21 protein-coding genes and 1 pseudogene are annotated in these 22,372 nt (G+C 72.4%); 14 read left to right on the plus strand and 8 right to left on the minus strand.

Annotation, left to right across the window (positions count from 1 at the left end; translation table 11 throughout):
• The first annotated feature begins 6 nt into the window (after window positions 1-6).
• Window positions 7-1,575: an MFS transporter gene (locus tag A3IC_RS0103090; protein WP_026217827.1), complete on the plus strand. Its 1,569-nt coding sequence runs from the start codon at window positions 7-9 to the stop codon at window positions 1,573-1,575.
• A gap of 144 nt (window positions 1,576-1,719) precedes the next feature.
• Here A3IC_RS0103090 and A3IC_RS0103095 read toward each other — a convergent pair whose 3' ends face one another.
• The gene (locus tag A3IC_RS0103095; RefSeq protein ID WP_020548602.1) at window positions 1,720-2,196 is read right to left on the minus strand and encodes a GNAT family N-acetyltransferase; all 477 of its coding nucleotides are present in this window, start codon (window positions 2,194-2,196) and stop codon (window positions 1,720-1,722) included.
• Window positions 2,197-2,335: 139 nt separating this feature from the next.
• Between A3IC_RS0103095 and A3IC_RS0103100 the strand changes: the two genes are divergently transcribed.
• Window positions 2,336-3,178, plus strand: coding sequence for a metallophosphoesterase (locus tag A3IC_RS0103100; RefSeq protein WP_020548603.1), 843 nt, complete (start codon window positions 2,336-2,338; stop codon window positions 3,176-3,178).
• Window positions 3,179-3,303: 125 nt separating this feature from the next.
• Here the strand turns inward: A3IC_RS0103100 and A3IC_RS0103105 are convergent, their stop codons facing one another.
• Complete coding sequence (locus tag A3IC_RS0103105; RefSeq protein WP_020548604.1) at window positions 3,304-3,711, minus strand: VOC family protein; 408 nt, start codon at window positions 3,709-3,711, stop codon at window positions 3,304-3,306.
• A gap of 143 nt (window positions 3,712-3,854) precedes the next feature.
• Window positions 3,855-4,691: a helix-turn-helix domain-containing protein gene (locus A3IC_RS0103110; protein ID WP_158695785.1), complete on the minus strand. Its 837-nt coding sequence runs from the start codon at window positions 4,689-4,691 to the stop codon at window positions 3,855-3,857.
• Window positions 4,692-4,767: 76 nt separating this feature from the next.
• On the opposite strand from A3IC_RS0103110, the gene A3IC_RS0103115 reads away from it, so the two are divergent.
• Window positions 4,768-5,220: an RpiB/LacA/LacB family sugar-phosphate isomerase gene (locus A3IC_RS0103115; RefSeq protein ID WP_020548606.1), complete on the plus strand. Its 453-nt coding sequence runs from the start codon at window positions 4,768-4,770 to the stop codon at window positions 5,218-5,220.
• Here A3IC_RS0103115 and A3IC_RS61730 read toward each other — a convergent pair.
• Together A3IC_RS61730 and A3IC_RS52195 are read right to left on the minus strand one after the other, a co-directional pair.
• Entirely contained in the window at window positions 5,186-5,944 is a 759-nt protein-coding gene (locus A3IC_RS61730; RefSeq protein WP_158695786.1) for an HAD family hydrolase, read from the minus strand. The genes A3IC_RS0103115 and A3IC_RS61730 overlap by 35 nt on opposite strands.
• 30 nt (window positions 5,945-5,974) lie before the next feature.
• A pseudogene (locus tag A3IC_RS52195) lies at window positions 5,975-7,131 on the minus strand (MFS transporter).
• A gap of 189 nt (window positions 7,132-7,320) precedes the next feature.
• Between A3IC_RS52195 and A3IC_RS0103130 the strand changes: the two are divergent.
• Entirely contained in the window at window positions 7,321-8,085 is a 765-nt protein-coding gene (locus A3IC_RS0103130; RefSeq protein WP_040876084.1) for an AraC family transcriptional regulator, read from the plus strand.
• Between the two features lie 127 nt (window positions 8,086-8,212).
• Here the strand turns inward: A3IC_RS0103130 and A3IC_RS0103135 are convergent, their stop codons facing one another.
• Window positions 8,213-8,989, minus strand: coding sequence for a VOC family protein (locus tag A3IC_RS0103135; RefSeq protein ID WP_020548610.1), 777 nt, complete (start codon window positions 8,987-8,989; stop codon window positions 8,213-8,215).
• 278 nt (window positions 8,990-9,267) lie between these two features.
• Entirely contained in the window at window positions 9,268-9,888 is a 621-nt protein-coding gene (locus tag A3IC_RS67225) for a hypothetical protein (protein WP_158695787.1), read from the minus strand.
• Window positions 9,889-10,179: 291 nt separating this feature from the next.
• On the opposite strand from A3IC_RS67225, the gene A3IC_RS61740 reads away from it, so the two are divergent.
• The 6 genes from A3IC_RS61740 to A3IC_RS0103170 are packed head-to-tail and all read left to right on the plus strand — an operon-like array spanning window position 10,180 to window position 16,893.
• Window positions 10,180-11,709, plus strand: a complete 1,530-nt coding sequence (locus A3IC_RS61740) for an efflux RND transporter periplasmic adaptor subunit (RefSeq protein WP_020548612.1) — start codon at window positions 10,180-10,182, stop codon at window positions 11,707-11,709.
• Window positions 11,706-12,560, plus strand: coding sequence for an ABC transporter ATP-binding protein (locus A3IC_RS0103150; RefSeq protein WP_020548613.1), 855 nt, complete (start codon window positions 11,706-11,708; stop codon window positions 12,558-12,560). Before A3IC_RS61740 ends, A3IC_RS0103150 begins: the two co-directional genes overlap by 4 nt.
• Window positions 12,557-13,777 (plus strand): ABC transporter permease, encoded by a 1,221-nt coding sequence (locus A3IC_RS0103155; protein WP_020548614.1) that lies wholly within the window; start codon window positions 12,557-12,559, stop codon window positions 13,775-13,777. The genes A3IC_RS0103150 and A3IC_RS0103155 overlap by 4 nt, the downstream gene beginning before the upstream one ends.
• A gap of 60 nt (window positions 13,778-13,837) precedes the next feature.
• Window positions 13,838-14,683, plus strand: a complete 846-nt coding sequence (locus A3IC_RS61745; RefSeq protein WP_020548615.1) for a DUF5666 domain-containing protein — start codon at window positions 13,838-13,840, stop codon at window positions 14,681-14,683.
• A gap of 1 nt (window position 14,684) precedes the next feature.
• Window positions 14,685-15,416, plus strand: coding sequence for a response regulator transcription factor (locus tag A3IC_RS0103165; protein WP_020548616.1), 732 nt, complete (start codon window positions 14,685-14,687; stop codon window positions 15,414-15,416).
• Between the two features lie 10 nt (window positions 15,417-15,426).
• Window positions 15,427-16,893, plus strand: a complete 1,467-nt coding sequence (locus tag A3IC_RS0103170; RefSeq protein ID WP_020548617.1) for a sensor histidine kinase — start codon at window positions 15,427-15,429, stop codon at window positions 16,891-16,893.
• A gap of 100 nt (window positions 16,894-16,993) precedes the next feature.
• On the opposite strand, the gene A3IC_RS0103175 is transcribed toward A3IC_RS0103170, so the two are convergent.
• On the minus strand, window positions 16,994-17,404 hold the full coding sequence (locus A3IC_RS0103175; RefSeq protein ID WP_020548618.1) for a VOC family protein: 411 nt from the start codon (window positions 17,402-17,404) through the stop codon (window positions 16,994-16,996).
• A gap of 583 nt (window positions 17,405-17,987) precedes the next feature.
• Here A3IC_RS0103175 and A3IC_RS0103185 point away from each other — a divergent pair.
• From A3IC_RS0103185 to A3IC_RS0103205, 4 genes are all read left to right on the plus strand, one after another.
• On the plus strand, window positions 17,988-18,830 hold the full coding sequence (locus A3IC_RS0103185; protein WP_158695788.1) for an FG-GAP-like repeat-containing protein: 843 nt from the start codon (window positions 17,988-17,990) through the stop codon (window positions 18,828-18,830).
• Window positions 18,818-19,075, plus strand: coding sequence for a hypothetical protein (locus A3IC_RS0103190; RefSeq protein ID WP_026217831.1), 258 nt, complete (start codon window positions 18,818-18,820; stop codon window positions 19,073-19,075). Before A3IC_RS0103185 ends, A3IC_RS0103190 begins: the two co-directional genes overlap by 13 nt.
• A gap of 390 nt (window positions 19,076-19,465) precedes the next feature.
• Complete coding sequence (locus tag A3IC_RS61750) at window positions 19,466-21,406, plus strand: sensor histidine kinase (protein ID WP_158695789.1); 1,941 nt, start codon at window positions 19,466-19,468, stop codon at window positions 21,404-21,406.
• Window positions 21,407-21,644: 238 nt separating this feature from the next.
• Window positions 21,645-22,220, plus strand: a complete 576-nt coding sequence (locus A3IC_RS0103205) for a TerD family protein (protein WP_020548622.1) — start codon at window positions 21,645-21,647, stop codon at window positions 22,218-22,220.
• Window positions 22,221-22,372: the final 152 nt, after the last annotated feature.

A 22,372-nucleotide genomic window follows, 5' to 3' on the forward strand; every position in this document is an offset into this window, starting at 1 on the left:
CTGATCATGGCCAGTGGCACGACTTCCTCAACCCCCGTTCATACCGGCACCGGCAGCTCCGAAAAGGGTGCGCCGGGCCGTTGGATCGCCCTGGGTGTACTGACCCTTTCGGTGCTGCTCGTGGCGATCGACGCCACGGTCCTCGGCCTGGCGATCCCGTTCCTCAGCGAGGACCTCGAACCGACCGGCACCCAGTTGTTGTGGATCGGCGACGTCTACTCGTTCGTCATCGCCGGTCTGCTGGTCACCGCCGGCACCCTGGGCGACCGGATCGGCCGCAAGAAGCTGCTGCTGTGGGGCTCGGCCGCGTTCGGCGCGCTGTCCGTGGTGGCCGCCTACGCGCCCAGCGCCGAGGCGCTGATCGCGGCCCGCGTCGCGATGGGCGTGGCCGGTGCGTCGCTGATGCCGTCCACCCTCGCACTGGTCCGCAACATCTTTCCGGACGCGCGCGAGCGCAGTTTCGCGATCGGTGTGTGGGGCGCGATGTCGATGGCCGGCGCCGCGTTCGGCCCGGTGGTCGGCGGCTTTTTGCTCGAACACTTCTGGTGGGGCTCGGTCTTCCTGATCAATCTGCCGGTGATGGCGGTGCTGATCGTGGTCGGCATCAAGATGCTGCCGGAGTCGCGCAATCCGAACCCGGGCCCGTGGGACATGCTCAGCGCGACGCTGTCGCTGGTCGGCATGATCGCCACCGTCTACGCGATCAAGGAGGCCGCCACACACGGCCTGCTGCGCTGGGACGTGTGGGCGGCGCTGGTGATCGGCGTGGGCGCACTGGTGTGGTTCGGCCGCCGGCAGTTGTCGCTGCCGGTGCCGCTCCTGGACATGCGGCTGTTTCGCAACCGGGCCTTCAGCGGCTCGGTGCTCGCCGACCTGCTCTCGGTGCTCGGCATGTCCGGGCTGATCTTCTTCCTGTCCCAGTTCCTGCAACTGGTCCAGGGCCGCAGCCCGTTGCAGGCCGGCCTGGCCGAACTGCCGGCCACGGCCGGGGCGATCGTCTCGGGTCTGCTCGCGGGTCTGGCCGCACGCCGGCTCACCCCGCGCGTGGTGGTGACGAGTGGGCTGACCGCGATCGGCCTCGCCCTCGGCGCGCTGACCGTGCTGTCCGAGGACACGCCGTACCTCTACCTGGGCGGTGTGCTGCTCCTGGTCGGGGCCGGCGCGGGCTTCTCGTTCACCGTCACCGCCGACCTGATCCTGGGCAGCGCGCCGAAGGAGAACGCGGGCGCGGCCTCGGCGGTCTCGGAGACCGCGTACGAATTGGGCGCGGCGCTGGGCATCGCGCTGCTGGGTTCGGTGGTCACCGGGATCTACCGTGGCCACGTGGCGATACCCGAGGGCGTTTCCGCGGACGTGGCCTCCGACGCGCGCGAGTCGCTCGCGGGCGCCGCGGAGGCGGCCGGGACGGTGCACGGGCAGGTCGCGGCGGACCTCACCCACTCGGCGAACGACGCGTTTTTGGAGGGGCTGCGGATCGCGGCCGGCGCGGGCGCGGCGGTACTGCTCGCGGCGGCCGTCGCGGCCTGGTTCATGCTGCGCGGCGCGCGGACGGCCGAATCGGACGTCGAGCACTGAGGGTCGAGGGGCCGGCGGCGGGGTCGATCCCGCCGCCGGCCCCTCGACGTGGAGCAGGCCCTCCAGCCATCGCCAACCGATGGGGCGGGACGCCCTGAACGACGTCTCTCGGCACCCGGTCGGCCCGCGTCGCGGGACTGCCGCTCAGAGCACCTTCGCGAAGCACATGCTGTTCTCGTGGTCCTTGTAGTACCCGAACCCGCGTATCGGTTCGTAGCCGCACGAGCGGTACAGCGCTATCGCCTCGGGCTGCTTGTCGCCGGTCTCCAGGACCAGGCGCAGCCGGCCGGCCGCGCGGGCGGACTCCTCCAGGTGCGCGAGCATCACCCGGGACAGGCCGCGCCCGCGCGCGTGCGGCACCACGTACATGCGCTTGAGTTCGGCGTCGCCCGCCCGCAGGCTCGGATCGTCGTCCGCGGCGCCGCGGGCCCGCCAGCCGCCGCTGGCCACCGGGGCGTCGTCCTGGTAGGCCACGCAGAACAGGCCCTCCGGCGGCAGGAAGTCGGCCGGGTCGACCGCCGACTCGTCGGGGTCGCCGTAGCGCTCCACGTATTCCTGCTGCACATCGGCGACCAGCTTGCGCACGTCGGGGTGGTCGTACCCCAGAGTCTTGATCTCCACGGGAAAACGCTAGCCCGTGCGTTGGAGCGGGTCGGCGGCAGGTCGATCGGGGAAATGCTTGACCTTGTCGCCTATCGGCGATGGACTGTGCCTCCCCGGGTGACACGTGTCGCGTCGCCCTGCCCGCAGGAGGATTGCCGTGCGTATCCCGCGCCAGACGCTGGTCCAGTTCAGCGACGTGCACCTGGTCCCGGAGGGTGAGCTGCTGCTCGACCGGCTGGACACCGCCGAACAGCTGCGCCAAGCGCTCGCGGCGGTCGAGGCGGCCGACCTCGCCCCCACCGCCCTGCTGTTCACCGGCGACCTCGCGGACACCGGCGACCCGCGGGCCTATCGGCGACTGCGGGCGCTGCTGGCCGAGGCCGGGCCGCGGATCGGCGCGCCGGCGCTGTACGGGATGGGCAACCACGACGACCGCGCGGCGTTTCGCGAGGGGCTGCTCGGCACGACCGCGTCCACCGACCCGCACGACTTCGTGCACACGGCCGGCGAAGTACGGGTGATCATGCTGGACAGCACCACACCCGGCAGCCACTCCGGCGACCTGACGGAAGATCAGCTGCAGTGGCTGCGCGCCGAGTTGGCCACGCCGGCGGCCGGCGGCACGGTGCTCGGCCTGCATCACCCGCCGATTCCCACCCCGCTCGCGTTCCTGGAACGGCTCTCGCTGCGCGACCCGGCCCGGTTGGGCGCGGTGATCGCCGGGACCGACGTGCGGATCGTGCTGACCGGCCACAATCACCACGCGACCTGCGGGGTGCTGGCCGGGGTGCCGGTGTGGGCGGCTCCGGCCGTCGCCTACCGCGCCGACGTGTTCCCGCCGGCGGGCATGTACCAGGGGGTGGCCGGCGTCGGCTACACCCGGGTGGACCTGTACGAGGACTGCGCGACGGCGACCTTCGTCCCGGTCGCCCCGATCGAGCCGGTGTACGCGTACGAGCGAGCCAAGGTGGACCGCTACCTCGCGGCGCACGAGGGCTGAGCGCGGTTCGGCCGGTGGGATCGAGGCGGCGCCCCGCGTCGCCGCCTCGACCCCGTCCGGCGGCCGTGGCCCCGCCGAAAGCCGCCGGACAGGGCCTGGACCGCCGGCCGGACCGCGCTCACGGCTCAGACCTGCGGGCGGTACGTCCCGAAGCTCCACAGGTTGCCCTCCGGGTCGCGCACCGTGTAGCCGCGGCCGCCGTAGTCCTCGTCCTTCGGCTCACGCACCACGGTCGCGCCCGCCGCCACCGCCCGGGCGCAGTGCGCGTCCACGTCGCCGTCGACGATGCCGTAGACGGCCGAGCCGCCGACCGGCCAACGCAGTTGGTCGCCGCAGCCCTCGGGCAGGTTGGTGCCGAGCATGATCATGCCGTTGCCGAACGCCAGCTCCGCGTGCGCGACGGTGTCGTCGTCGCCGGGAACCACCAGGACCGCGCTCATCCCGAACGCGTTCTCGAGGAAGGTGATCGCCGCCGTCGCGTCGTTGTAGCGCAGCGTCGGGACCAGGTCGGAGACGAGGGCCTTGTCGCTCATGGTGCACTCCTTGATGCCGGATGTTGCCGAGGCCGCCGGACGCGGTGCGTTGCCTCCGGGGCCTGCCGGGTAGTCGACTCCAGCTTCCGGCGAGTGACCTCGTGCGGTATTGGATAAACGGGAACGGTCGGCGCGCCGGCCGGTCAGCCCACCAGGCCGCCGCCGGCGGGCATCCGGTCGGCCAGATAGGCGCGGGGAGTGCAGCCCGCGAGCACCTTGAACTCGCGGTTGAAGTGCGCCTGGTCGTAGTAGCCCGCCTCGGTCGCGATCTCCGCCCAACCGCGCGGCGGCCCGTCGAGCAGCTCGATCGCATGCCGAAAGCGCAGCACCCGGGCCACCGTCTTGGGCGGCAGTCCGAGCGTCTCCCGAAAGCGTGCGCCCAGGTGGCGCCGGCTCCAGCCGGTCTCCCGGGCGAGGGCGGTGACCTCGATCCGGCCCGCGCTCGCCCTGATCAGCTCCCAGCAGCGGACCACCTCGGGCAGCGGTACGGGGCCCTGCTCGCGGCGACGCAGCAGGATCCGGTCCAGGTGCGCGAACCGGGCGGACCAGTTCGGCGCGGACCGCAACCGGTCGACCAGCGCGCCGGCGTCCCACCCGGGCAGGTCGTCGAGGTGCACGACCCGGTCGGCGATCTCCGCGAGCGGCAGGCCGAGCAGCGTGTAGGCGCCCAGCGGGGTGAGGTCGATCTGGATGCCGGCCTGGTGACCGTCGTGCTCGACGATCGCGGGCCCGTCGTGCAGGCCGGCCACGAACGAGCTGGTGGTCCCCGGGCCGTACCCCGGGTCGCGTGGGGACCACACCCGCACCGGGGCGAAGCCGATGACGACGGTGATCGATCCGGTCGCCGGCTCGCGGCGGCGCAACGGCGCGAGGGTGTGTTCGTCGTACCCGCGGTAGGCGTCGATCAGCGTCGCGAGCGCGGGATGCGGGGGCCCGGACCCGATCTCCATGGACCCGAGCGCGGAGGTGTGTCGGGTCACGTGCACAGTGTCCGTGGGGACCATGCTTTCCAGTCTCACACCCGGCACCGACAATGCACCGACCAAGGAGTGTCCGATGCGCATCGCGATCTCGGCCGACCAGATCAAGGGCTGTGGCGTCTATCTCGCCGACGAACTGCGGAAGCGCGGTCACGAGGTGCTGCCCTTCGGCGCCTTCGACCCGCACCACCGGCCGGAGTTCGCCGACGACTGGGCGCCGGTGAGCGCGGCCGCCGCGCGGGAGGTGACCGCGGGTCGGGCCGATCAGGCGATCGTGTGCTGCTGGACCGGTACGGGCGCCTCGATCGCGGCGAACAAGGTGGACGGGATCCGGGCGGCGCTGTGCACGGACGCGGCCACGGCGTCCGGTGCGCGGCGCTGGAACCACGCCAACGTGCTCGCGCTGAGCCTGCGGTTGACCTCCGGGCCGGTGCTGATCGAGATCCTGGACGCGTGGTTCGCCACCGCCGAGAGCCAGGACATCGCCGACGTGCTCAACGTGGAGCGCGTGGCGGACATTCGGGCCTGACCCCGCCCGGGTCCGCTTCACCCGCGGCGGCCCGATCGAGGTAATCGGGGAGGTCGGCGAAGTGGTCGATCACCCCGATCGCCTCGGCCAGCCCCGTGGGGCGTCCGGTCGGCGCGATCAACACCGCCTGCATGCCGTACACGTGTGGCGCGGTGGCGTCCTTGGTCGGGGTGTTCCCGACGAACATGATCTGCTCGCGGGCGATGTTGCCGCACGCGCGTTCGACCTCGGCGTAGAACTGCGGATTCGGTTTGCGCAGGCCGATCGTGCTGGACAGCACGACGGCGTCGAAGCACGCCTCGATGCCCGCCTCGGCCAGCGTCCGCCGGCGCACCGACTCGGGGCGCTGGGTATCGCAGGCGAGCACGCACACCAGGTCGCGGCGATCGCGAATGCGCCGCAACGCCTCGGCGGCCCGGCGGATGACCCGCGAATCGGGGATGTGCTCGAAGACCGGCTCGACGACCGCCTCGGGGTGTGGCACGCGCGCTCCGCACAGGGCGGCGGCATGCCGGATCTCGTCGGCGAACGCGGTGTGCGTGTCCCGGACCCGGTCGCCCTCGCGGGTGATGCGGTGCACGTGCTCGAAGGCGGCGACGAACGTGTCCGGGACGTCGGTGCCGGGCATCCGGCGCAGCACCTCCAGGACCGTGTGGCCGTCCGGACCCGGCCCGGGGACGGCCAGGGTGTCGCCGAAGTCCAGGGCCAGGGCGCGAAGGGTCATGATCACGTGGGTCCCCGGAAGGGGCCGGGCCTATTCCTTCCCGGGCGGGGTCGATGCGGGGTCCGGGGACTGCGGCTCGGGGTCGGTCAGGCTTCGGGACAGGAACCAGGCGAGGGCGCACAGCACGATCAGTGGGGCCAGGGCCGCGCGCAGGGTGGTGAGTTCGGCGAGGGCGCCGATCGCGGGGGTGGCCACGCCGCCGATGCTGACGGCCAGGCCCAGGGTGACGCCGCTCGCGGTGCCGACGCGGTTGGGCAGGTAGTCCTGGCCGAGGGTGACGTGCAGGGAGAACGGGACGTAGAGGGCGATCGCGGCGGCCGCGATGAAGAGGTACAGGGCCGGGCCGGGCCGGGCACGAGCACGATGCCGGCGGTGGCCGGGACGGAGGCGGCGTACGCGCGGCGCAGGGTGCGGATGCGGCCCCGGCGCGCGGCGAGTCGGCCGCCGAGCACGGTGCCGATCGCGCCGCCCGCGAAGAGGGTGAACAGGGCGATGGAGCCGGCCGTCGAGCCGCCGGCCGTGTGCTGTTCGGCGTACAGCGCGATGAAGGTGCTCAGGCCGATGAAGACGATCGAACGGCAGACGATGACGGCGGACAGCCGGGCGAACCTCGGCCAGTCGTCCGCAGGGCGCACGCCGCCGCCGGCGCGGGTCGCGGCCGCGTGTCGGGCCAGTCCGCGGATCACCGACGCGGTCACCAGGACCCCGGCGACCGCGGGCAGCAGCAGCCACGGGGTGGCGCCCAGGCCGCCCGCGGACAGGATCGGCGAGGCGACGACCGGCGCGAGCGCGAAGCCGATGTTGCCGCCGAGCGAGTACCAGCCCATCGCGACGTGGCTGCCCCGGCAGGCCACCCGGGCCAGCCGGGCCGACTCCGGGTGGTAGGCGGCGACGCCCATCCCGGACAGCGCGATCGCGAGCCAGGTGAGCACGTACGAGTCGGCGGGCCCGGCCAGTGCGATGCCCAGGCCCGCGCCGGTCGTGCTGACCGGGATCAACCACGGCATGGTCCAGCGGTCGGTGAGGGCGCCGAACAGCGGCTGCACGATCGAGGAGAGCAGCGTGGCGGCGAGCACGATTCCGGAGGCGGCGACGTAGCCGTAGTGCCGTTCGGCCACCAGGAACGGGACCAGGCAGGGCACGGCGCCCTGGTAGAAGTCCACGGTGGCGTGGCCGATCGCCATCATCGGGATGGCTCGACGCTCGGCGCGGGTCACGGGGGTCGACGGCGCGGCGACGCGAGCATGCGCGGCCGGCGCCGGATGCTCGGCGAGGGCGGCGGGGTCGAGGGCGCCGGGGGGTTCGACGGGTACGGGATCGCTCACCCGTCGATGATCGAAGCCGACGGGTCCGGCGGACTTCCGATAATCTGCCAGATGATGCCGATCTCCCGCCAACCCCTTGCCGAGCCGCCGACCGGGCTGAGCACGATCACCCGCCACCTGCCCGCGGGCGGTGGCGTGACCGCGCATCGGCACGACGTGCACCAGATCGTCCATGCCGGTCGCGGCGTGTTGTCGGTGATCACCGACGCCGGCAGCTGGGTCGCGCCGGCCACCCGCGCGTTGTGGATCCCGGCCGGCACCGTGCACCGACATCGCGCGCACGGGCAAACCGTCCTGCACGCGGTGGGCATCCCGGCCGACAACAACCCACTGGGCCTGGATCGGCCCGCCGTGCTCGCGGTCGGTCCGCTGCTGCGCGAGCTGATCATCGCCTACAGCCGGCCCGAACTCGTGGACACCGACGAGGGTTCCCGAATCCTGGCGGTGCTCCTGGACCAGCTCCGGCACAGCCCGCAGCAGGCGCTGCACCTGCCCGTCGGCCGGGACTCGCGTCTGGTCGCGGTGTGCGAGCTGCTGCGCGCCGATCCCGCCGACCAGCGCACGCTCGCCGCGCTGGGCGCCGACGTGGGGGCCGGAGAGCGCACGCTGACCCGGCTGTTCGCCGCCGAGATGGGCATGACGTTCCCGCAGTGGCGCACCCAGTTGCGCCTGCACCACGCGCTGCGCCTGCTCGCCGAGGACGTGGCGGTGACCACCGTCGCGCACCGCTGCGGGTGGTCCTCGGCGAGCGCGTTCATCGACGTGTTCCGCCGCGCGTTCGGACACACCCCGGGAGCACACCGCGCGGCCGGCTGAGGCGGCGCGACCTCGTTTTTCACCGACCAGGTTGCTTGGACCACCCCGGTGGGTGATCCACACGCCGGAAAAGCGACCCGACCGGGCGCTCGCGTCACCCGATCGGGTCGGCCCCGCGGTCCGCCGCTCACTTGGCCGGCGGAATGCCCTTGATGATCGCGAAGCGCGCGCCGAAGATGTCGCTCAGCATCGCGATCCGGCCGACGTCCGGGATGTCGTACGGCGCCGTCAGCTCGGTCGCGCCCAGTTCGATCGCCCTGGCGAACGACGCGTCACAGTCCTCGACGCCGATGTAGATCTGCCACTGCGGGGCGGTCTGCCCGGGATCGACCTCCATCACGCCGCCGTGCATGGCGTCCACGTCCTCGCCCGGGTAGGCGAGGCTGTAGATGCCGGCGGGCGAGGGGAAGTCCTGGTAGTTCCAGCCGAACACCGAGTGGTAGAAGCCGGTGGCCGCGACCCGGTCGGCGGTGTACAGCTCGGTCCAACACAGCGCACCGACGTCCTGGACCAGTTCCAGGCCCTTGTTCGTGCCCTGCTGCCACGCCATGAAGCCCACGCCGGTGGAGTCGACGTACCCGGCCATCCGGCCCATGTCCATGACGTCCATCGGCGGGAGCAGCACCCGACCGCCGGCCTGCTCGACCGCCTTGGTGGTGGCGTCGATGTTCGGGGCGTGGAAGTACACGGACCACGCGGGGGGCGCGCTTTGGTCCATCAGCGGGGCGAACGCGGCGACGCTCTTGCCGTCCTTGCGCAGGATCCCGTAGCCGCCGGTCTCGGGACCGGTGATCTCCAGATCCCACCCGAACAGGTCGCCGTAGAACGCGCCGGCCGCCGGAAGGTCGGGCACCCCGAGGTCGATCCAGAGCGGGGCGCCGGGGGCAAAATCGGTCGTGAGCATGGCTGGTCACTCTCCAGTGGGTCGATCGCGGTGCGGATCGCGGTGTCGCCTGTACAGAGGTGGACCGGACCGGGCCGAAGAACTCATCGCTCCACGACCGTGCGGCATTCCGCGCCTTCATACGATCTTCCCGAATGCCCCATTCACCGGGATTGACACAGTCGGCGAAAACCGAGACGCGCGCCGGCCCCGAACGGCCGCGAGCAAGGCTCGGGTGACACGCGACCCGGCCGCCTCCCGGCGACGGGTCGGCCGGTACGACTGCGGGCCGCCTCCGGCTACGTCGTCGGCACCGCCGTGGGCGTGCCCGCGCCCGCAGTCGGCGCCGTCGGCAGGAGCGCCTGGCAAATCTTCAGCGCCTCGGCGACCTTCGGATCGGACCGGTCCAGTGCGGCGGCCCCGCCCGCCGGCAACTCGACTCGATGATCCTTGAGGCAGCCCGCGAATGCCTGCGCGGCCGAGTCGGCACCGCGCCTGGGGCCGTCCGTACCGCCGCCCGGCCCCCTCGTGGGCCGCCACTTCGCGCACGCCTCCTCGGCCTTGCGGTAGGCCGGATCGGTCGCGCGCGGAGCGGGCCGCCCGCTCGGGAACCCGGTGGGCCGTTCGCCGGCCGGTCGACTCGGGCGAGCCGACGGGCGACCGGACGGGCGGCCCGCGCCCGGGGGACGGGTGCCGCCGTCCGGTCGACCCGTCGGTACCTCGACCCCGTTCGCACGCAGGCAGTCGGTGTACGCCTTGCCGGCGTCCCCACCACCGCTCGCCGCGTTCGACGGGGCCGAGGCACTCGTGCTCTTGTTGTCGCCGCTCCCCCCACATCCGGCGAGCAACAACACGAGTGCCGAGGCGGCGACCGGCACCACCGTTGTGGTCCACACCGGTCGAGCCGGGTACCTCGTCATGACGTCCTTCCCACGACCCTCGGGGTCGGCGCCGGACGGCGCACCGCCCATCCACCCCGGACTCAAGCACGGCGGGGTGGCCGCAGCCCGCGCGCCGGCTGGGAGTTGCCTGGGAGCCGGACCCCGGCCCGGGCGCGGCCCCGCCCGAACCGGCGCGCGACTTGTCGCGATCGGGCTCGATTTCGGCGGGTCCGAACACCGGCCGCGGGCCCCGGGCCGATGTTGCGCTCCCAGACAACTCCCAGGTGCCGGACAGCCTTCGAGGACGTGCCCGGACCAGGCTGTGCCCCCATGAGGCGTGTACGACTCCGACGCAAGTCGGTTCTGATCAACCTGACCCTGGCCACCGCGATGGTGACCGGTGCCGGCTTCGCCTACGCGGCCGTGGACGACGGTGGTGGATCCTCCCGCGCCGCCAGGACGCGCACCGGGAAGGTGACCAAGGGGACGGTACTGGCCACGGTGTCCGCGTCGGGGTCGTTGAGCTCCCCCTCGGATGTGGGCGTCGGCTTCACCGCCGCCGGCAAGGTCACCACCCTCGCGGTCAAGGTCGGCGACACCGTGACCGCCGGCCAGGTCCTCGCGCAGATCGACCCGACCCAGGCGCAGGAGGCGCTGGACGCGGCGAAGGCGGCCGTCACGGTGGCCCAGGCGAATCTGACCAAGGCCCGGGCGGGCACTTCGGTCCAGCAGAACGGCGGCGGCGGCAACAGCGGTGGCGGCAATCAGGGCACGAACGCCCAGAACACGGTCCTGCGCGGCTCGACCGGCGGCGGCGCCACGAGCGGCGGCAACGGCACCGACGCTGTGCCCACCGCCACGTCCACGACGGCGCCGCCCCGGACCACGTCGTCCCCCGTCACCCAGCCGCACCCGACCATCACCGTCACCGTCACCAAGACCCCGACGGCCACCCCGTCGCCGAGCACGACGGTGGACGCGGCGGCGGTAAGTCAGGCCGAGTCGGCCCTGATCACGGCGAACAACAAACTCGCCGACGCCCAACGGGCCCTGGACGGCTGCGTACTCAAGGCGCCGTCGGCGGGCATCGTGGCCTCGGTGTCCGGGAAGGTCGGCGACACCGTCTCCGCGAGCGGGTCCGGCGGATCGAGCGGATCCGGCGGCACGAGCGGCGGCGGCCAGGGCGGTTCTTCGTCCGCGTCGTCGTCGAGCACCGCCGCGACCGGTTTCGTGGTGATCGCCAACCCGACCGGCATGGAGACCCGGGTGTCCTTCCCGGAGGCCGATGCCGCCAAGGTCAAGGCGGGTCAGCCGGCCACGGTGACGCTCAACGTGAACTCCGCGATCCGGCTGAACGCCAAGGTGGTCAGCGTGAATCCGCTGCCGGACAGCGGCTCGACCTCGGGTTCGGTCAAGTACGGCGCGACGATCGCGCTGGAGGGTGACGTGTCCGCGCTGCGCACCGGACAGACCGCGAACATCTCGGTGGTCGTCGCCGAGGCCGACAACGCGTTGCAGGTGCCCTCGGCCGCGGTCTCCGGCACCGGCGCGACGGCCTCGGTACGGGTACTGGTCGACGGGGTCGAACAGCGCCGCACGGTGACCGCGGGCGTGGTCGGCGACCAGACCACGCAGATCGTCTCCGGTCTGGCCGAGGGCGACGAGATCGTGATCGGCACCGTCGCCACGACCGGCGGTAGCGGCTCCACGTCGGGGCGGTCCGGCCAGTCCACCCGAGGCGGCACGGCCGGCGGCGGGGTGCCCGCCCCGGGCGTCGGCAACTTCCCCGGCGGCGGCGCGATCGGCGGCGGCGCGGCAGGCGGGTCCGGCGGCGGCGTCCCGCGCGGCGGTTCGCGATGACCGGGCCGGACGCGGGCCGACCCGCGCCGGTGATCGACGTACGCGCGGTGACCAAGTCGTACGGGCACGGCGCCGCCTCGGTGCACGCGCTGCGCGGCGTCGAGCTGACCATCGAGAGCGGCGAATACGTTGCCATCATGGGCAGTTCGGGCTCGGGCAAGTCGACCCTGATGAACGTGCTCGGCTGCCTGGACGTACCCACCTCGGGCCGCTACCTCCTCGACGGCCTCGACGTCGGCCGGCTGGACGAGCACCAACTCGCGCTGGTCCGCAATCGCCGAATCGGCTTCGTCTTCCAGTCGTTCAACCTGATCCCGCGCACCAGCGCCCTCGCCCAGGTCGAACTCCCGCTCTCCTACGCCGGCGTACGGGGCAAGGAGCGCCGCCGTCGGGCACTGGCCGCGCTCGACCTGGTCGGCCTGGCCGACCGCACCGACCACGCGCCCAACGAACTCTCCGGCGGCCAGCAACAACGCGTGGCGCTGGCACGGGCGTTGGTCACCGCGCCGGCGCTGCTGCTGGCCGACGAGCCGACCGGCAACCTGGACAGCCACAGCACCGCCGAGGTGCTCGGCATCCTGGACCGGCTGCACGACGCCGGGCGCACGATCGTGATCATCACCCACGAGGACGAGGTGGCCGCGCGCGCCGAGCGGGTCCTGCGCCTGGTCGACGGCCTGGTGGTCGCCGACCATCGCCGCCCACCGGTACGGGCGTCCGTGCCGCCACCGACCACATCCGTTCCGGTCGGCGCATCCGGCCCGGCGGTCCCGTTCGGAGCTTGCGGCGCTCCCGGCGCTCCCGGCGCTTTCGGCCATTCCGGCAATGCCGGTGAAGGAGCCCACCGGTGAACCCCGTCGAGGTACTGCGCTTCGCCGTCCTGGGTCTGGCCGCCAACAAGATCCGCACCGCGCTGACCATGCTCGGCGTACTGATCGGCGTCGGCGCGGTGATCCTGCTGGTCGCCGTCGGCAACGGCTCGTCCAAGTCCGTCCAGGCATCGATCCAGCGGCTGGGCACCAACCTGCTGACCGTCTCGCACACCGCCGGCGGTGGCCGCTTCGGCGCCGCCGGGCAGGGCGGTGCGCTCAAGGACCTCACCCCGGACGACGCCCAGGCGCTCGTCGACAAGACGCTGGCCCCGCACGTGGAGTCGGCCGCGCCGGTGCAGACCACGTCGCAGAGCATCACCTACGCCGGCCAGTCGGTGACCGTGTCCCAGATCGTCGGCACCACGCCGGACTGGTTCGCCACCACCAACCACGACCTCGGCCGGGGCGCGCTGTTCGGCACCGAGGACGTGACCGCCCGCCGCAAGGTCGCCGTCCTGGGCAGCACCACGGTGGAGAACGTGTTCGGTACGGAGAACCCGATCGACCGGGAAATCCTGATCGGCGGCATACCGTTCCGGGTCGCCGGCGTGCTGGAGACCAAGGGCGGCAACGGCGCGGCCGACTCCGACGACACGATCGTGTTGCCGGTGACCACGCTGCGCGACAGCCTGACCGGCTACGGCTCGTTGTCCTCGATCGCGGTCCGGGCCACCTCCTCCACCGACACCGCGCTCGCCCAGGACGAGGTCACCTCGATCCTGAACAACCGGCACCGGATCACCGGTTCCGCGCAGAGCGACTTCCGGATCACCAACCAGCAGTCGCTGCTGAGCGCCAACGACGAGACCAACAAGACCTTCACCGTGCTGCTCGCGGCGGTCGCGGCGATCTCGCTGCTGGTCGGCGGGATCGGGATCACCAACATCATGCTGGTGACCGTCGCCGAGCGGACCCGCGAGATCGGCATCCGCAAGGCGATCGGTGCCCCGCGCGGCGCGATCCTGGGCCAGTTCCTCGCCGAGTCGACCCTGCTGTCCGTGCTCGGCGGCGGTCTGGGCGTGGCCGCCGGACTGTTCGCGGCGCGCTTCGAGGTGGTCGGGATCACGCCGGTCGTGGTGCCGAGTTCGGTGATCGGATCGTTCGCCGTGTCGGTGGCCATCGGCCTGTTCTTCGGCGGCTACCCGGCCGCGCGTGCCGCCGCGCTGCGGCCGATCGAGGCGCTGCGGCACGAGTAGGCCGGAGGAACAGCCCGACGAGCCCCGCCGTTCCCGCGTCCCAGGAGGAGACCCGAGACCATGACGCCCAAGCACGACGCCGGCCGGCACGACACCCGGCCGCTGAACCCCGTCCCCGACGAGCCGCGGCCCGACTCCGAGGCCCTCGACCCCCGTTCCCGCCTCCCCGCGCCCGGTGACCGCGAGTCGGCGGCGGACACGGCAACCGAGACCGGGTTCGTCGCCGGCTTCCGAACCGAGGCGGAAGCCGGCGACGAGCCCCACTCCGACGAGTCGCCGGAGGACATCCTCGGCCGCCCGCCGGCCGCGCGCGACGTCGCCGCCGAACTCGCCGCCCCGCCCCGGCGCAGGTTGCCCCTGCTCACCCTGGCGCTGGGCGCGGGCGTGTTCGCGTCGGTCGGCTTCCTGGCCGGCGTCGAGGTGCAGAAGGACCACGGCGGCGGGCCGAACCAGGCCGCCGGGCCCGCCGCCGGTGCGGCGCAGGGCGCGAACCCGTACGGCGTCCGGGCAGCGGGTGGCGGTGCGGCGGGCGGCGGTGCGGCCACGACCGGCGGCCAACCGGGCACCGGTCGCACCGGCGGCGGCACGGGCGGCACCGGCGCCGCAGCGGACCTCACCACGGGCACCGTGAAGGTTGTGGACGACTCTTTCATCTACGTCTCAGATTCAGCCGGCAACATCGTCAAGGTGAAAACCGACGCCGATACCAGGATCCAGGTCGTCCGCGACGGCAAAACCGTCGACCTCAAGCCCGGCGACGCCGTCGTGGTACGCGGCGCCACCGGCGCCGACGGCTCGGTGACCGCCACCTCGGTCACCGAGGGCACCGGCGCGGCCGGACGTCCCGGAGGCGGCTTCGCCGCGGCCGGCGGCGGGGCGGGCACCGGCACGGGCGGAGCGGGCTGACGTGGCAGCGCCCGCGGAGGTCGGCGCCCCGGCCCGCCTGCTGGTCGTCGACGACGAGCCCAACATTCGCGAACTCCTGTCCGCCAGCCTGCGCTTCGCCGGCTTCGAGGTCGACTCGGCGGCGGACGGCGCGGACGCGCTGGCGGCGGTGGCACGTTGTCGGCCGAGCCTGGTCGTGCTCGACGTGATGCTCCCGGACCTGGACGGCTTCGAGGTGGTCCGCCGGCTGCGCGCCGACGGTACGCACCTGCCGGTGTTGTTCCTGACCGCCAAGGACACCACCAAGGACAAGATCACCGGGTTGACCCTGGGCGGGGACGACTACGTCACCAAGCCGTTCAGCCTGGAGGAGTTGATCGCCCGCATCCACGCGGTGCTGCGCCGGGTGGACGGCGGCGCGGGCGTACCGACATCCTCGAACCGGATCGTGGTCGCCGACCTCGAACTCGATCCGGACGGCCACGAGGTGCTGCGCGGCGGCCGACCGGTGCCGCTCTCGCCCACGGAGTTCAAGCTGCTGCGCTACCTGATGCTCAACACCGGCCGGGTGGTGTCCAAGACCCAGATCCTGGACCACGTCTGGCAGTACGACTTCGGCGGCGACCTGAGCATCGTCGAGTCCTACATCAGCTATCTGCGACGCAAGGTCGAACTCGACGTCGGCGGTTGCAAGTTGATCCACACCGTGCGCGGCGTCGGCTACGTGCTGCGCCGCCCGCAACCGACGATCTGACGGCGCGTCGATGCGCCTCCCGCACCCGAGCCGATCCTCGCTGCGCGTTCGGGTCCTGATCATCGCGATGGCCCTGGTCGCCGTCGCGTTGCTGGTCAGCCAGACGGTCGTGGTGGGTTCGCTGCGCGGCTATCTCACCGATCAGGTGGACCGGCAACTGGGCCAGGCCGCACGCGGGATGGCGTTCCGCCTGCCGGAGGGCCCCGGCGAGCAACGCGGCGGCCCCTCGGGCAACCGCGGCCGGGCACCGGGAGTCCTGCCGAGCCGGATCGTGGCCGAGTACCTGTATCCGGACGGCGGTACCCGCCAGCGAATCCGCTCGCCGGGCACCGAGGAGGAGCTGGGGCCGCGGTTGCCGAGGCTGGATATCGCGGCCGTCCTGGCGCTGAACCGGCGCCCGTTCGAGACCGATTCGGTGACCGGCGGCGCGCGCTGGCGGGTGCTCGCGGTGCCGATGGCAGGCGGCGAGGGCAGCGTGGTGCTGGCCCAGCCGATGAACGACGTCCGGGCCACGGTGGATCGCATGCGCACGGTGTGCCTGGTGATCGGCCTGACCTGCCTGGCCGTACTGGCGGCAGCCGGCTGGTTCGCGCTGCGCGGCGGCCTGCGTCCGCTGCGCCGGATCGAGGAGACGGCGGCGGCGATCGCGGCCGGCGACCTCTCGCATCGAGTCCCGGTGCCCGCGCCCGGAACCGAGATCGGCCGGCTGTCCACATCGATCAACGGCATGCTCGCGCAGATCGAGACCGCGTTCGCGGCCCGGGCCGAATCGGAGACCCGGATGCGCCGCTTCGTCGCCGACGCCGGCCACGAACTGCGCACCCCGCTGGCCAGCGTGCGCGGCTTCGCCGAGTTGTACCGGATGGGCGCGCTCACCGATCCGGCCGAGGTGGCCCGCACCATGCGCCGGATCGAGGACGAGGCGATCCGGATGGGCGGCCTGGTCGAGGACCTGCTGCAACTGGCCCGCCTGGACGAGCAGCGCCCCCTCTGCAACGAGCCGGTGGACCTGCGCATCCTGGCCGCCGACGCGGTGCACGACATCAAGACACTGGCCCCGGACCGCTCGGTGACCCTCACCGGGCTGGACGGCGGCGCGGCCCATCCGGTGACCGTCCTCGGCGACGAGTCGCGACTGCGCCAAGTGGTGGCCAACCTGGTCTCCAACGCGCTGACCCACACCCCGGCCGAAACCGCGATCCGCATCGCGGTGGGCCGAACCCGCGCCCCGGACCCGTGCGCGGTCCTGGAGGTCACCGACGCCGGCCCCGGCCTGGCCCCCGCCGACGCCCAACGCGTCTTCGAACGCTTCTACCGCGTCGACTCCTCCCGCAGCCGAGCCGCGGGCGGCGGCTCGGGCCTGGGTCTGGCCATCGTCGCCGCCCTGGTCAACGCCCACGGCGGCCGGGTCGAGGTACGCACGTCCCCCGGCGCGGGCGCAGCCTTCCGGGTGCTGCTGCCGGCGCCGCCGGGGTGACCCTCGGGCCGCGCGGGGCGGCCTCCCGCACAGCCGACCCGACCACGCCGGCGGATCGGCTCGCAGGCCGGCGCAACGTGGGCGCAGGGATACGTCGCGGTCAGTCCTGCGCGGGCATCGCCGACATGTCCATGTACACGACCTCCCACAGGTGCCCGTCCGGATCCTGGAAGCTGCGCCCGTACATGAACCCTTCCTCCATCGGGTCGTTCGACGTGCCCGCACCGGCCGCGAACGCCTTCTCGACCAACGCGTCGACACCCTCGCGGCTCTCCGCGCTCAGACACACGATCGCCTCGGTGGTCCGCGTCGCGTCGGCGACCTCCTTCTTGGTGAAGGTCTTGAAGAAGGGCTCGGCGAGCACCATCAGGTGGATCGTGTCACTGATCGCGAACGAGCTCGCGTTCTCGTCACTGAACTGCGCGTTCCGCTCGAACCCGAGCGCGGCGTAGAACGCGGTCGCCTTCGCGAGGTCCTTCACCGGCAGATTCACAAAGATCATCGTGGCCATGATGCGGTCCCATCTCGTACGTCTCGGTCCGTTGCAGGGGTAGACGCCCCCACCGACCGAAACTCATCGCTCTCGCGGCACCGGATTCGGCCGGCCAACCCGTGGACGGGCAACTGCGGACACGGCCGGGCCGGTGTGGGCTCCTCCGCCCGCGTCCCCGTACCCGCGCCGGAAAGTACCCGAACCGCGTCATCCGCTCCACCGAGATCCGCCGGACAGGGCTAGTCGTCCGAAACCTCTCCATTGCCCGCTGCCTCACTCTGGACTGCGGCAACGTCCGCGGCGGTTCCGAGGACGGTGAGTCTCGGCTGCGCCTCCCCGATGCGGTCGGCTTCGGTGTAGGGCAGGACGTATACCGCTACATCCGCGCCGCCCGGCGTGTGACCGATCTCCGCCAACCACGTCCCGGGTTGTAGGTGATATCCGAGGTGTACCAGGATTTACCGGACATGCTGATCGGAAGCCCGGCCGCGTTGTACCGGAAGATGACCTTTTCCGACTCCAGCCCGCCCGCCGCCGGCAGCGCCCGGGACACCTCCGGCGCTGTCTCCGACCTCAACGGCAAGCCGGGCGGCTCCATCCCGTGCCAGTTCACGTGGACAAGAGCGCGCCCAACGCGCCCTCGGTGACCTCGCCGCAGTATCCAGGCGGCAAGGCCGGGGACTGGGCGGAAGGAGCCAAGTACGGCACGACGGGCGAGTTCACCCTCGGCGCCAACGGCAGCAACGACACCGTCGAGTACGCGTACAGCTTCGACACCACGTCGTTCGTGAACCGCATCAAACCGCTCGACGCGGGCGGGGCGGCGATCGTCCGCTTCATCCCGACCCATGCCGGGCCCAACGTGCTCTACGTCAAGGCGAAGGACGCCACCGGCAACCTCTCCACGCAGACCGCCTACACCTTCTTCGTCGAGCCGCGGGACACCGTCGACGGTCGGATGGACCTCACCGGCGACCAGCGTCCCGACCTGCCGGCCATCGACGGTGCGGGCAACCTGCGTGTGTTCCCCTCCTTCTCGGGTGGTCGACTCGGCCAGTCGCTCGACGGCGCCGACCTGGTCGGCGGCGCAGTGCCGGCGGGCTACTGGAAGAACGCGTTGATCACCCATCACGGCGACTACTGGGGTGGGGACGGTTTCCAGGACCTGATCGCCCGGATGCCCGACGGCAGGTTGTGGGTCTACCCGGGCAGCGGTCGCGGCGGCGTGGACGTCGCGAAACGAATGGAGTTGTCGCTTCCGAGCGGATCACCCGCATCCGCGACCTTCACCCGGATCCTATCGGTCGGTGACATCACCGGCGACGGTCACCCGGACCTGTTCGCGATCGCCGGCGCGGACCTGTGGTTCTTCGACGGCTACACCGGCGCCGCGATGAGCGGCGCGCGCAAGGTCAAGGTGGTCGCAACGCGATGTTCACCATGACCGCCGAACCCGACGGCGGCTTCAACGACGACTTCGCCAGTTGGCAGACCCCGAACGGCACCTGGTGGGCGGACAACACCGGTGCGGCGGTGGCCGGCGATGTCGACGGTGACGGTCGTGAGGATGTGGCGATCATGTACAACTACGCGGACGGCGCCACTCGGGCGATGACCTTCAAGAGCCGCCCCGACGGTGGCACCGACGGTGAATTCCGGAGTTGGGGCGCCCCACCGGGCACCTGGTAGTCGCCCGGCATCGAAAGGAGCCGAGAATCCGAAAGGGGGCGGGGGCTCGACGCGACGGCGTCGGCCCCGCCCCTTCTGACGGATACCGCTACCTGACGGATACCGCTACCTCACGTCCCCGTCGGACGAGCCCCAGGGCCGCGCCAGTGGGATGAGCCGTGCGAGTGACCCACTCGCGTCCGTGCCGGCGGCGCGCTCGAGGTGCGCCCGGCCGGGGCTTCCGGGCACGGTCGACCCGGAGGTGACGGCGGGATGTCCGGTCGGTACGGTTTGCCTGCCGTCGAGACCCGGGCCGCGGCCCGGTGCGGCGTCCGGGACCGGCCGCCGTGCTCGACGGCGCCGCCGTCGGCGGCCGCATCGCCGCATCGCGGAAGAGCACAGGGGATGGTCATGGTGGCGTCGAGGGTTCGCCGCGGCGCACCGCGGGCCGCCTTCGGTCCGCACCCGGACGCCGGTCCTGCGGCGCTGCTCGCGCGGGTCGTGGTCACGGCGGTCACCTGCGGGTTCTTCTTCGGCGGCTTCGTGGGTCTGGTCGAATCGACCCGATTGTCGACCGGCGCCAAGGCGATCGCGCTGGGACTTCTGCTCGCGCTGGTCACCCTGCATCTGCGCAACTGCGTACGCCCGGCGGACGGCTCGCGGCCGACCGGGTGGGTGTGCACGCTCGGTGCGCAGGCCGTGCTCACCTATCTGCCGATGACCTGGTTCCACGAGACCTGGTACGGCAACCCGGGCTTCTTGGCCGGCGCCGCGCTGCTCCTGCTGCGACCCGCCTGGGCGCGCTGGGCCGGGTTCCTGGCGGTGGTGGCCGTCCAGGTGCCGGTCGGCCTGGCGGTGCGGCCGACCGTGGTGGAAGCGCTGTACCTGGTGGTGGGGCAGGCCGTGCTGGTCGGCCTGGCGGTGTACGCCCTGGCCGGGCTGGCCGACCTGGTGGCCGCGCTGGCCGCGACCCGCACCGCGCTCGCCGACGCCGAGGTCGCCCGCGAACGGCTGGGCTTCGCCCGGCAGCTGACCGACGGCGTCGGGGCGAGCCTGAACCGGATCCTGGACCGCGGCGACGCGCTGCTCGCCGGACTGCGCGAGCACCCCGAGCGTGCCCGTCCGGAGCTGGCCGACGCGCTGGCCGAGGCCAGGGGCGCGATGACCTCGGCCCGGGCCTTCGCGCACGCGCACAAGAACACCGAGAGCACCGCGCCGCCCGCGATCACCGACGAACCGACGCCGCGCGCGGTCGCGGTGCTGCGGGTGGTGATCCTGGTGCTGATCATCGTGCCGCTGCCGCTGCGGGTGCTGGCCGCGAGCGACTACTCGCCCGGCCGCCGGGCACTGTTCGCAATCCTGCTGGTCGCCTTCGTCGCGCTGTACATCCGCAACTGCTCGCCGGCCCCGGGTGGGCGACCCCGGTGGTGGCAGTGGACGTTCGCGGCGCAGATCGCGCTCGCCTACGCGCCGCTCGTGGTGTTCGACGCCCGGGTCTGGTCGGTGGGGCTGTTCCTGGCCGGGCTCGCGCTGGTACTGCTGCGCGGCCCGTGGCGGGTGCTCGCCGTGGCCGGGTTCGCCTGCCACGACCTGTACTTCGGCACCTGGAGCCTGACTGCCCTCGACCACGTGTACCACGTGGTGTGGATCCTGGAGCGCGCGGCGCTGGTGTACGGGCTGGTCCGGATGGCCGACCTGGCGCGGGCGTTGTGCGTGGCCCGGGTCGAGTTGGCCGCCGCACATGTGGCCCGCGAGCGGCTGCGGTTCGGGCACGACCTGCACGACCTGCTCGGCTTCAGCCTGTCCGCGCTGGTACTCAAGAGCCAACTGGCGCTGCGCCTGGCCGAGCGCGATCCGGAGTCGGCGGCGACCCAGCTCGCCGAGGGCCTGGCGATGGCCCGACAGGCGCTGGCCGACGTGGGCACGGTCGCGGGCGGGTATCGCGGGATGTCGTTGGCGGTGGAGGCGCGCGCCGCCCGGGACGTGCTGGCCGGGGCCGGAATGGTGGTGGAGGTCGCCGTCGACGTGGGCGAGTTGCCCGCCGGCACCGACACCGTGCTGGCGACCGTACTGCGCGAGGGCGCCACCAACGTGTTGCGGCACAGCGCCGCGAGCCGGTGCGCGATCACCGCGACGGTCGAGTCGGACGGTACGGTCGTCCTGGTCCTGACCAACGACGGCGTCCGCGCCGGCGCCGGTCCCGCGCCGATCGGGGCGGGGCTGGGGCTGCGTTCGCTCGACGGGCGGCTGGCGACCCTGGGCGGGACGCTCACCGCCGGCGTCGTCGACGAGGCGTTCCGCTTGTCCGCGCGGGTGCCCGGCCAGGGGCGGACAGCGCCCGCGGATGCGTGAATTCGCCCGGATGTGGCCGAAACAACGGGCCCGGACCGAGAGTTCGGCTGCCCGTTGTCGTCCGTCGATGGTGGGATGGGGTATCACTGCATTGGCGATCGCACGTCACACGACATGCGCACGTCGCGCCGGCGCACGCCGGGCTTCTACAGTCCTGTAGATTTACCCATCGGGCGGCCGTCGCGTGATCACCCGATCCGCCTGTACCCCGATATGCACGAGGGAAGGAAGCACTGCCATGGGAGTCAGTCTCGCCAAGGGCGGCAACGTATCCCTGTCCAAGGCCGCGCCCGGCCTCACCGCGGTGGCGGTGGGTCTCGGATGGGATGCGCGCAGCACGACCGGTGCGGACTTCGACCTCGACGCGAGCGCACTGCTGCTCGGCAACGACGGTCGGGTGCTGTCCGATCTGCACTTCGTCTTCTACAACAACCTGACCAGCCCCGACGGCTCGGTCCAGCACACCGGCGACAACCTCACCGGTGAGGGCGAGGGCGACGACGAGACCGTCAACGTCGACCTGGCGTCCGTGCCGGCCGACGTCCAGCGGGTCGTCTTCCCGGTGTCCATCCACGACGCGGTGGCCCGGGACCAGTCCTTCGGCCAGGTGCGCAACGCGTACATCCGGGTCGTCAACCGCGCGGACAACAACGAGCTCGCGCGCTACGACCTCACCGAGGACGCGTCCACCGAGACCGCGATGGTCTTCGGTGAGCTGTACCGCAACGGCAACGAGTGGAAGTTCCGCGCGGTCGGCCAGGGCTACGCCTCGGGTCTCGCCGGCATCGCGAAGGACTTCGGCGTCAACGTCTGAGCCGATTCCCGGGATCGCACCCGGGTGTACGACCCGCACGCGCCGTGCAGCAGGGCCGCATCGTCTTCGATGCGGCCCTGACGTCGAATCGGGGGAACGATTCGACCCGGGCGGCGGTTGATCCTGAACCAGGGCACGAAACAGCACGGCGG

The sequence above is a fragment of the Embleya scabrispora DSM 41855 genome, from assembly GCF_000372745.1.
Lineage (GTDB): Bacteria > Actinomycetota > Actinomycetes > Streptomycetales > Streptomycetaceae > Embleya > Embleya scabrispora.

Coding starts and splice junctions, on each gene's coding strand:
- A3IC_RS0103170 (WP_020548617.1), top strand. CDS start 15,427: ATGCGCCTCCCGCACCCGAGCCGATCCTCGCTGCGCGTTCGGGTCCTG.
- A3IC_RS0103150 (WP_020548613.1), top strand. CDS start 11,706: ATGACCGGGCCGGACGCGGGCCGACCCGCGCCGGTGATCGACGTACGC.
- A3IC_RS67225 (WP_158695787.1), bottom strand. CDS start 9,888: ATGACGAGGTACCCGGCTCGACCGGTGTGGACCACAACGGTGGTGCCG.
- A3IC_RS0103115 (WP_020548606.1), top strand. CDS start 4,768: ATGCGCATCGCGATCTCGGCCGACCAGATCAAGGGCTGTGGCGTCTAT.
- A3IC_RS0103130 (WP_040876084.1), top strand. CDS start 7,321: ATGATGCCGATCTCCCGCCAACCCCTTGCCGAGCCGCCGACCGGGCTG.
- A3IC_RS61750 (WP_158695789.1), top strand. CDS start 19,466: ATGGTGGCGTCGAGGGTTCGCCGCGGCGCACCGCGGGCCGCCTTCGGT.
- A3IC_RS61740 (WP_020548612.1), top strand. CDS start 10,180: ATGAGGCGTGTACGACTCCGACGCAAGTCGGTTCTGATCAACCTGACC.
- A3IC_RS0103205 (WP_020548622.1), top strand. CDS start 21,645: ATGGGAGTCAGTCTCGCCAAGGGCGGCAACGTATCCCTGTCCAAGGCC.
- A3IC_RS0103190 (WP_026217831.1), top strand. CDS start 18,818: ATGTTCACCATGACCGCCGAACCCGACGGCGGCTTCAACGACGACTTC.
- A3IC_RS0103090 (WP_026217827.1), top strand. CDS start 7: ATGGCCAGTGGCACGACTTCCTCAACCCCCGTTCATACCGGCACCGGC.
- A3IC_RS0103175 (WP_020548618.1), bottom strand. CDS start 17,404: ATGGCCACGATGATCTTTGTGAATCTGCCGGTGAAGGACCTCGCGAAG.
- A3IC_RS0103105 (WP_020548604.1), bottom strand. CDS start 3,711: ATGAGCGACAAGGCCCTCGTCTCCGACCTGGTCCCGACGCTGCGCTAC.
- A3IC_RS0103135 (WP_020548610.1), bottom strand. CDS start 8,989: ATGCTCACGACCGATTTTGCCCCCGGCGCCCCGCTCTGGATCGACCTC.
- A3IC_RS61745 (WP_020548615.1), top strand. CDS start 13,838: ATGACGCCCAAGCACGACGCCGGCCGGCACGACACCCGGCCGCTGAAC.
- A3IC_RS61730 (WP_158695786.1), bottom strand. CDS start 5,944: ATGACCCTTCGCGCCCTGGCCCTGGACTTCGGCGACACCCTGGCCGTC.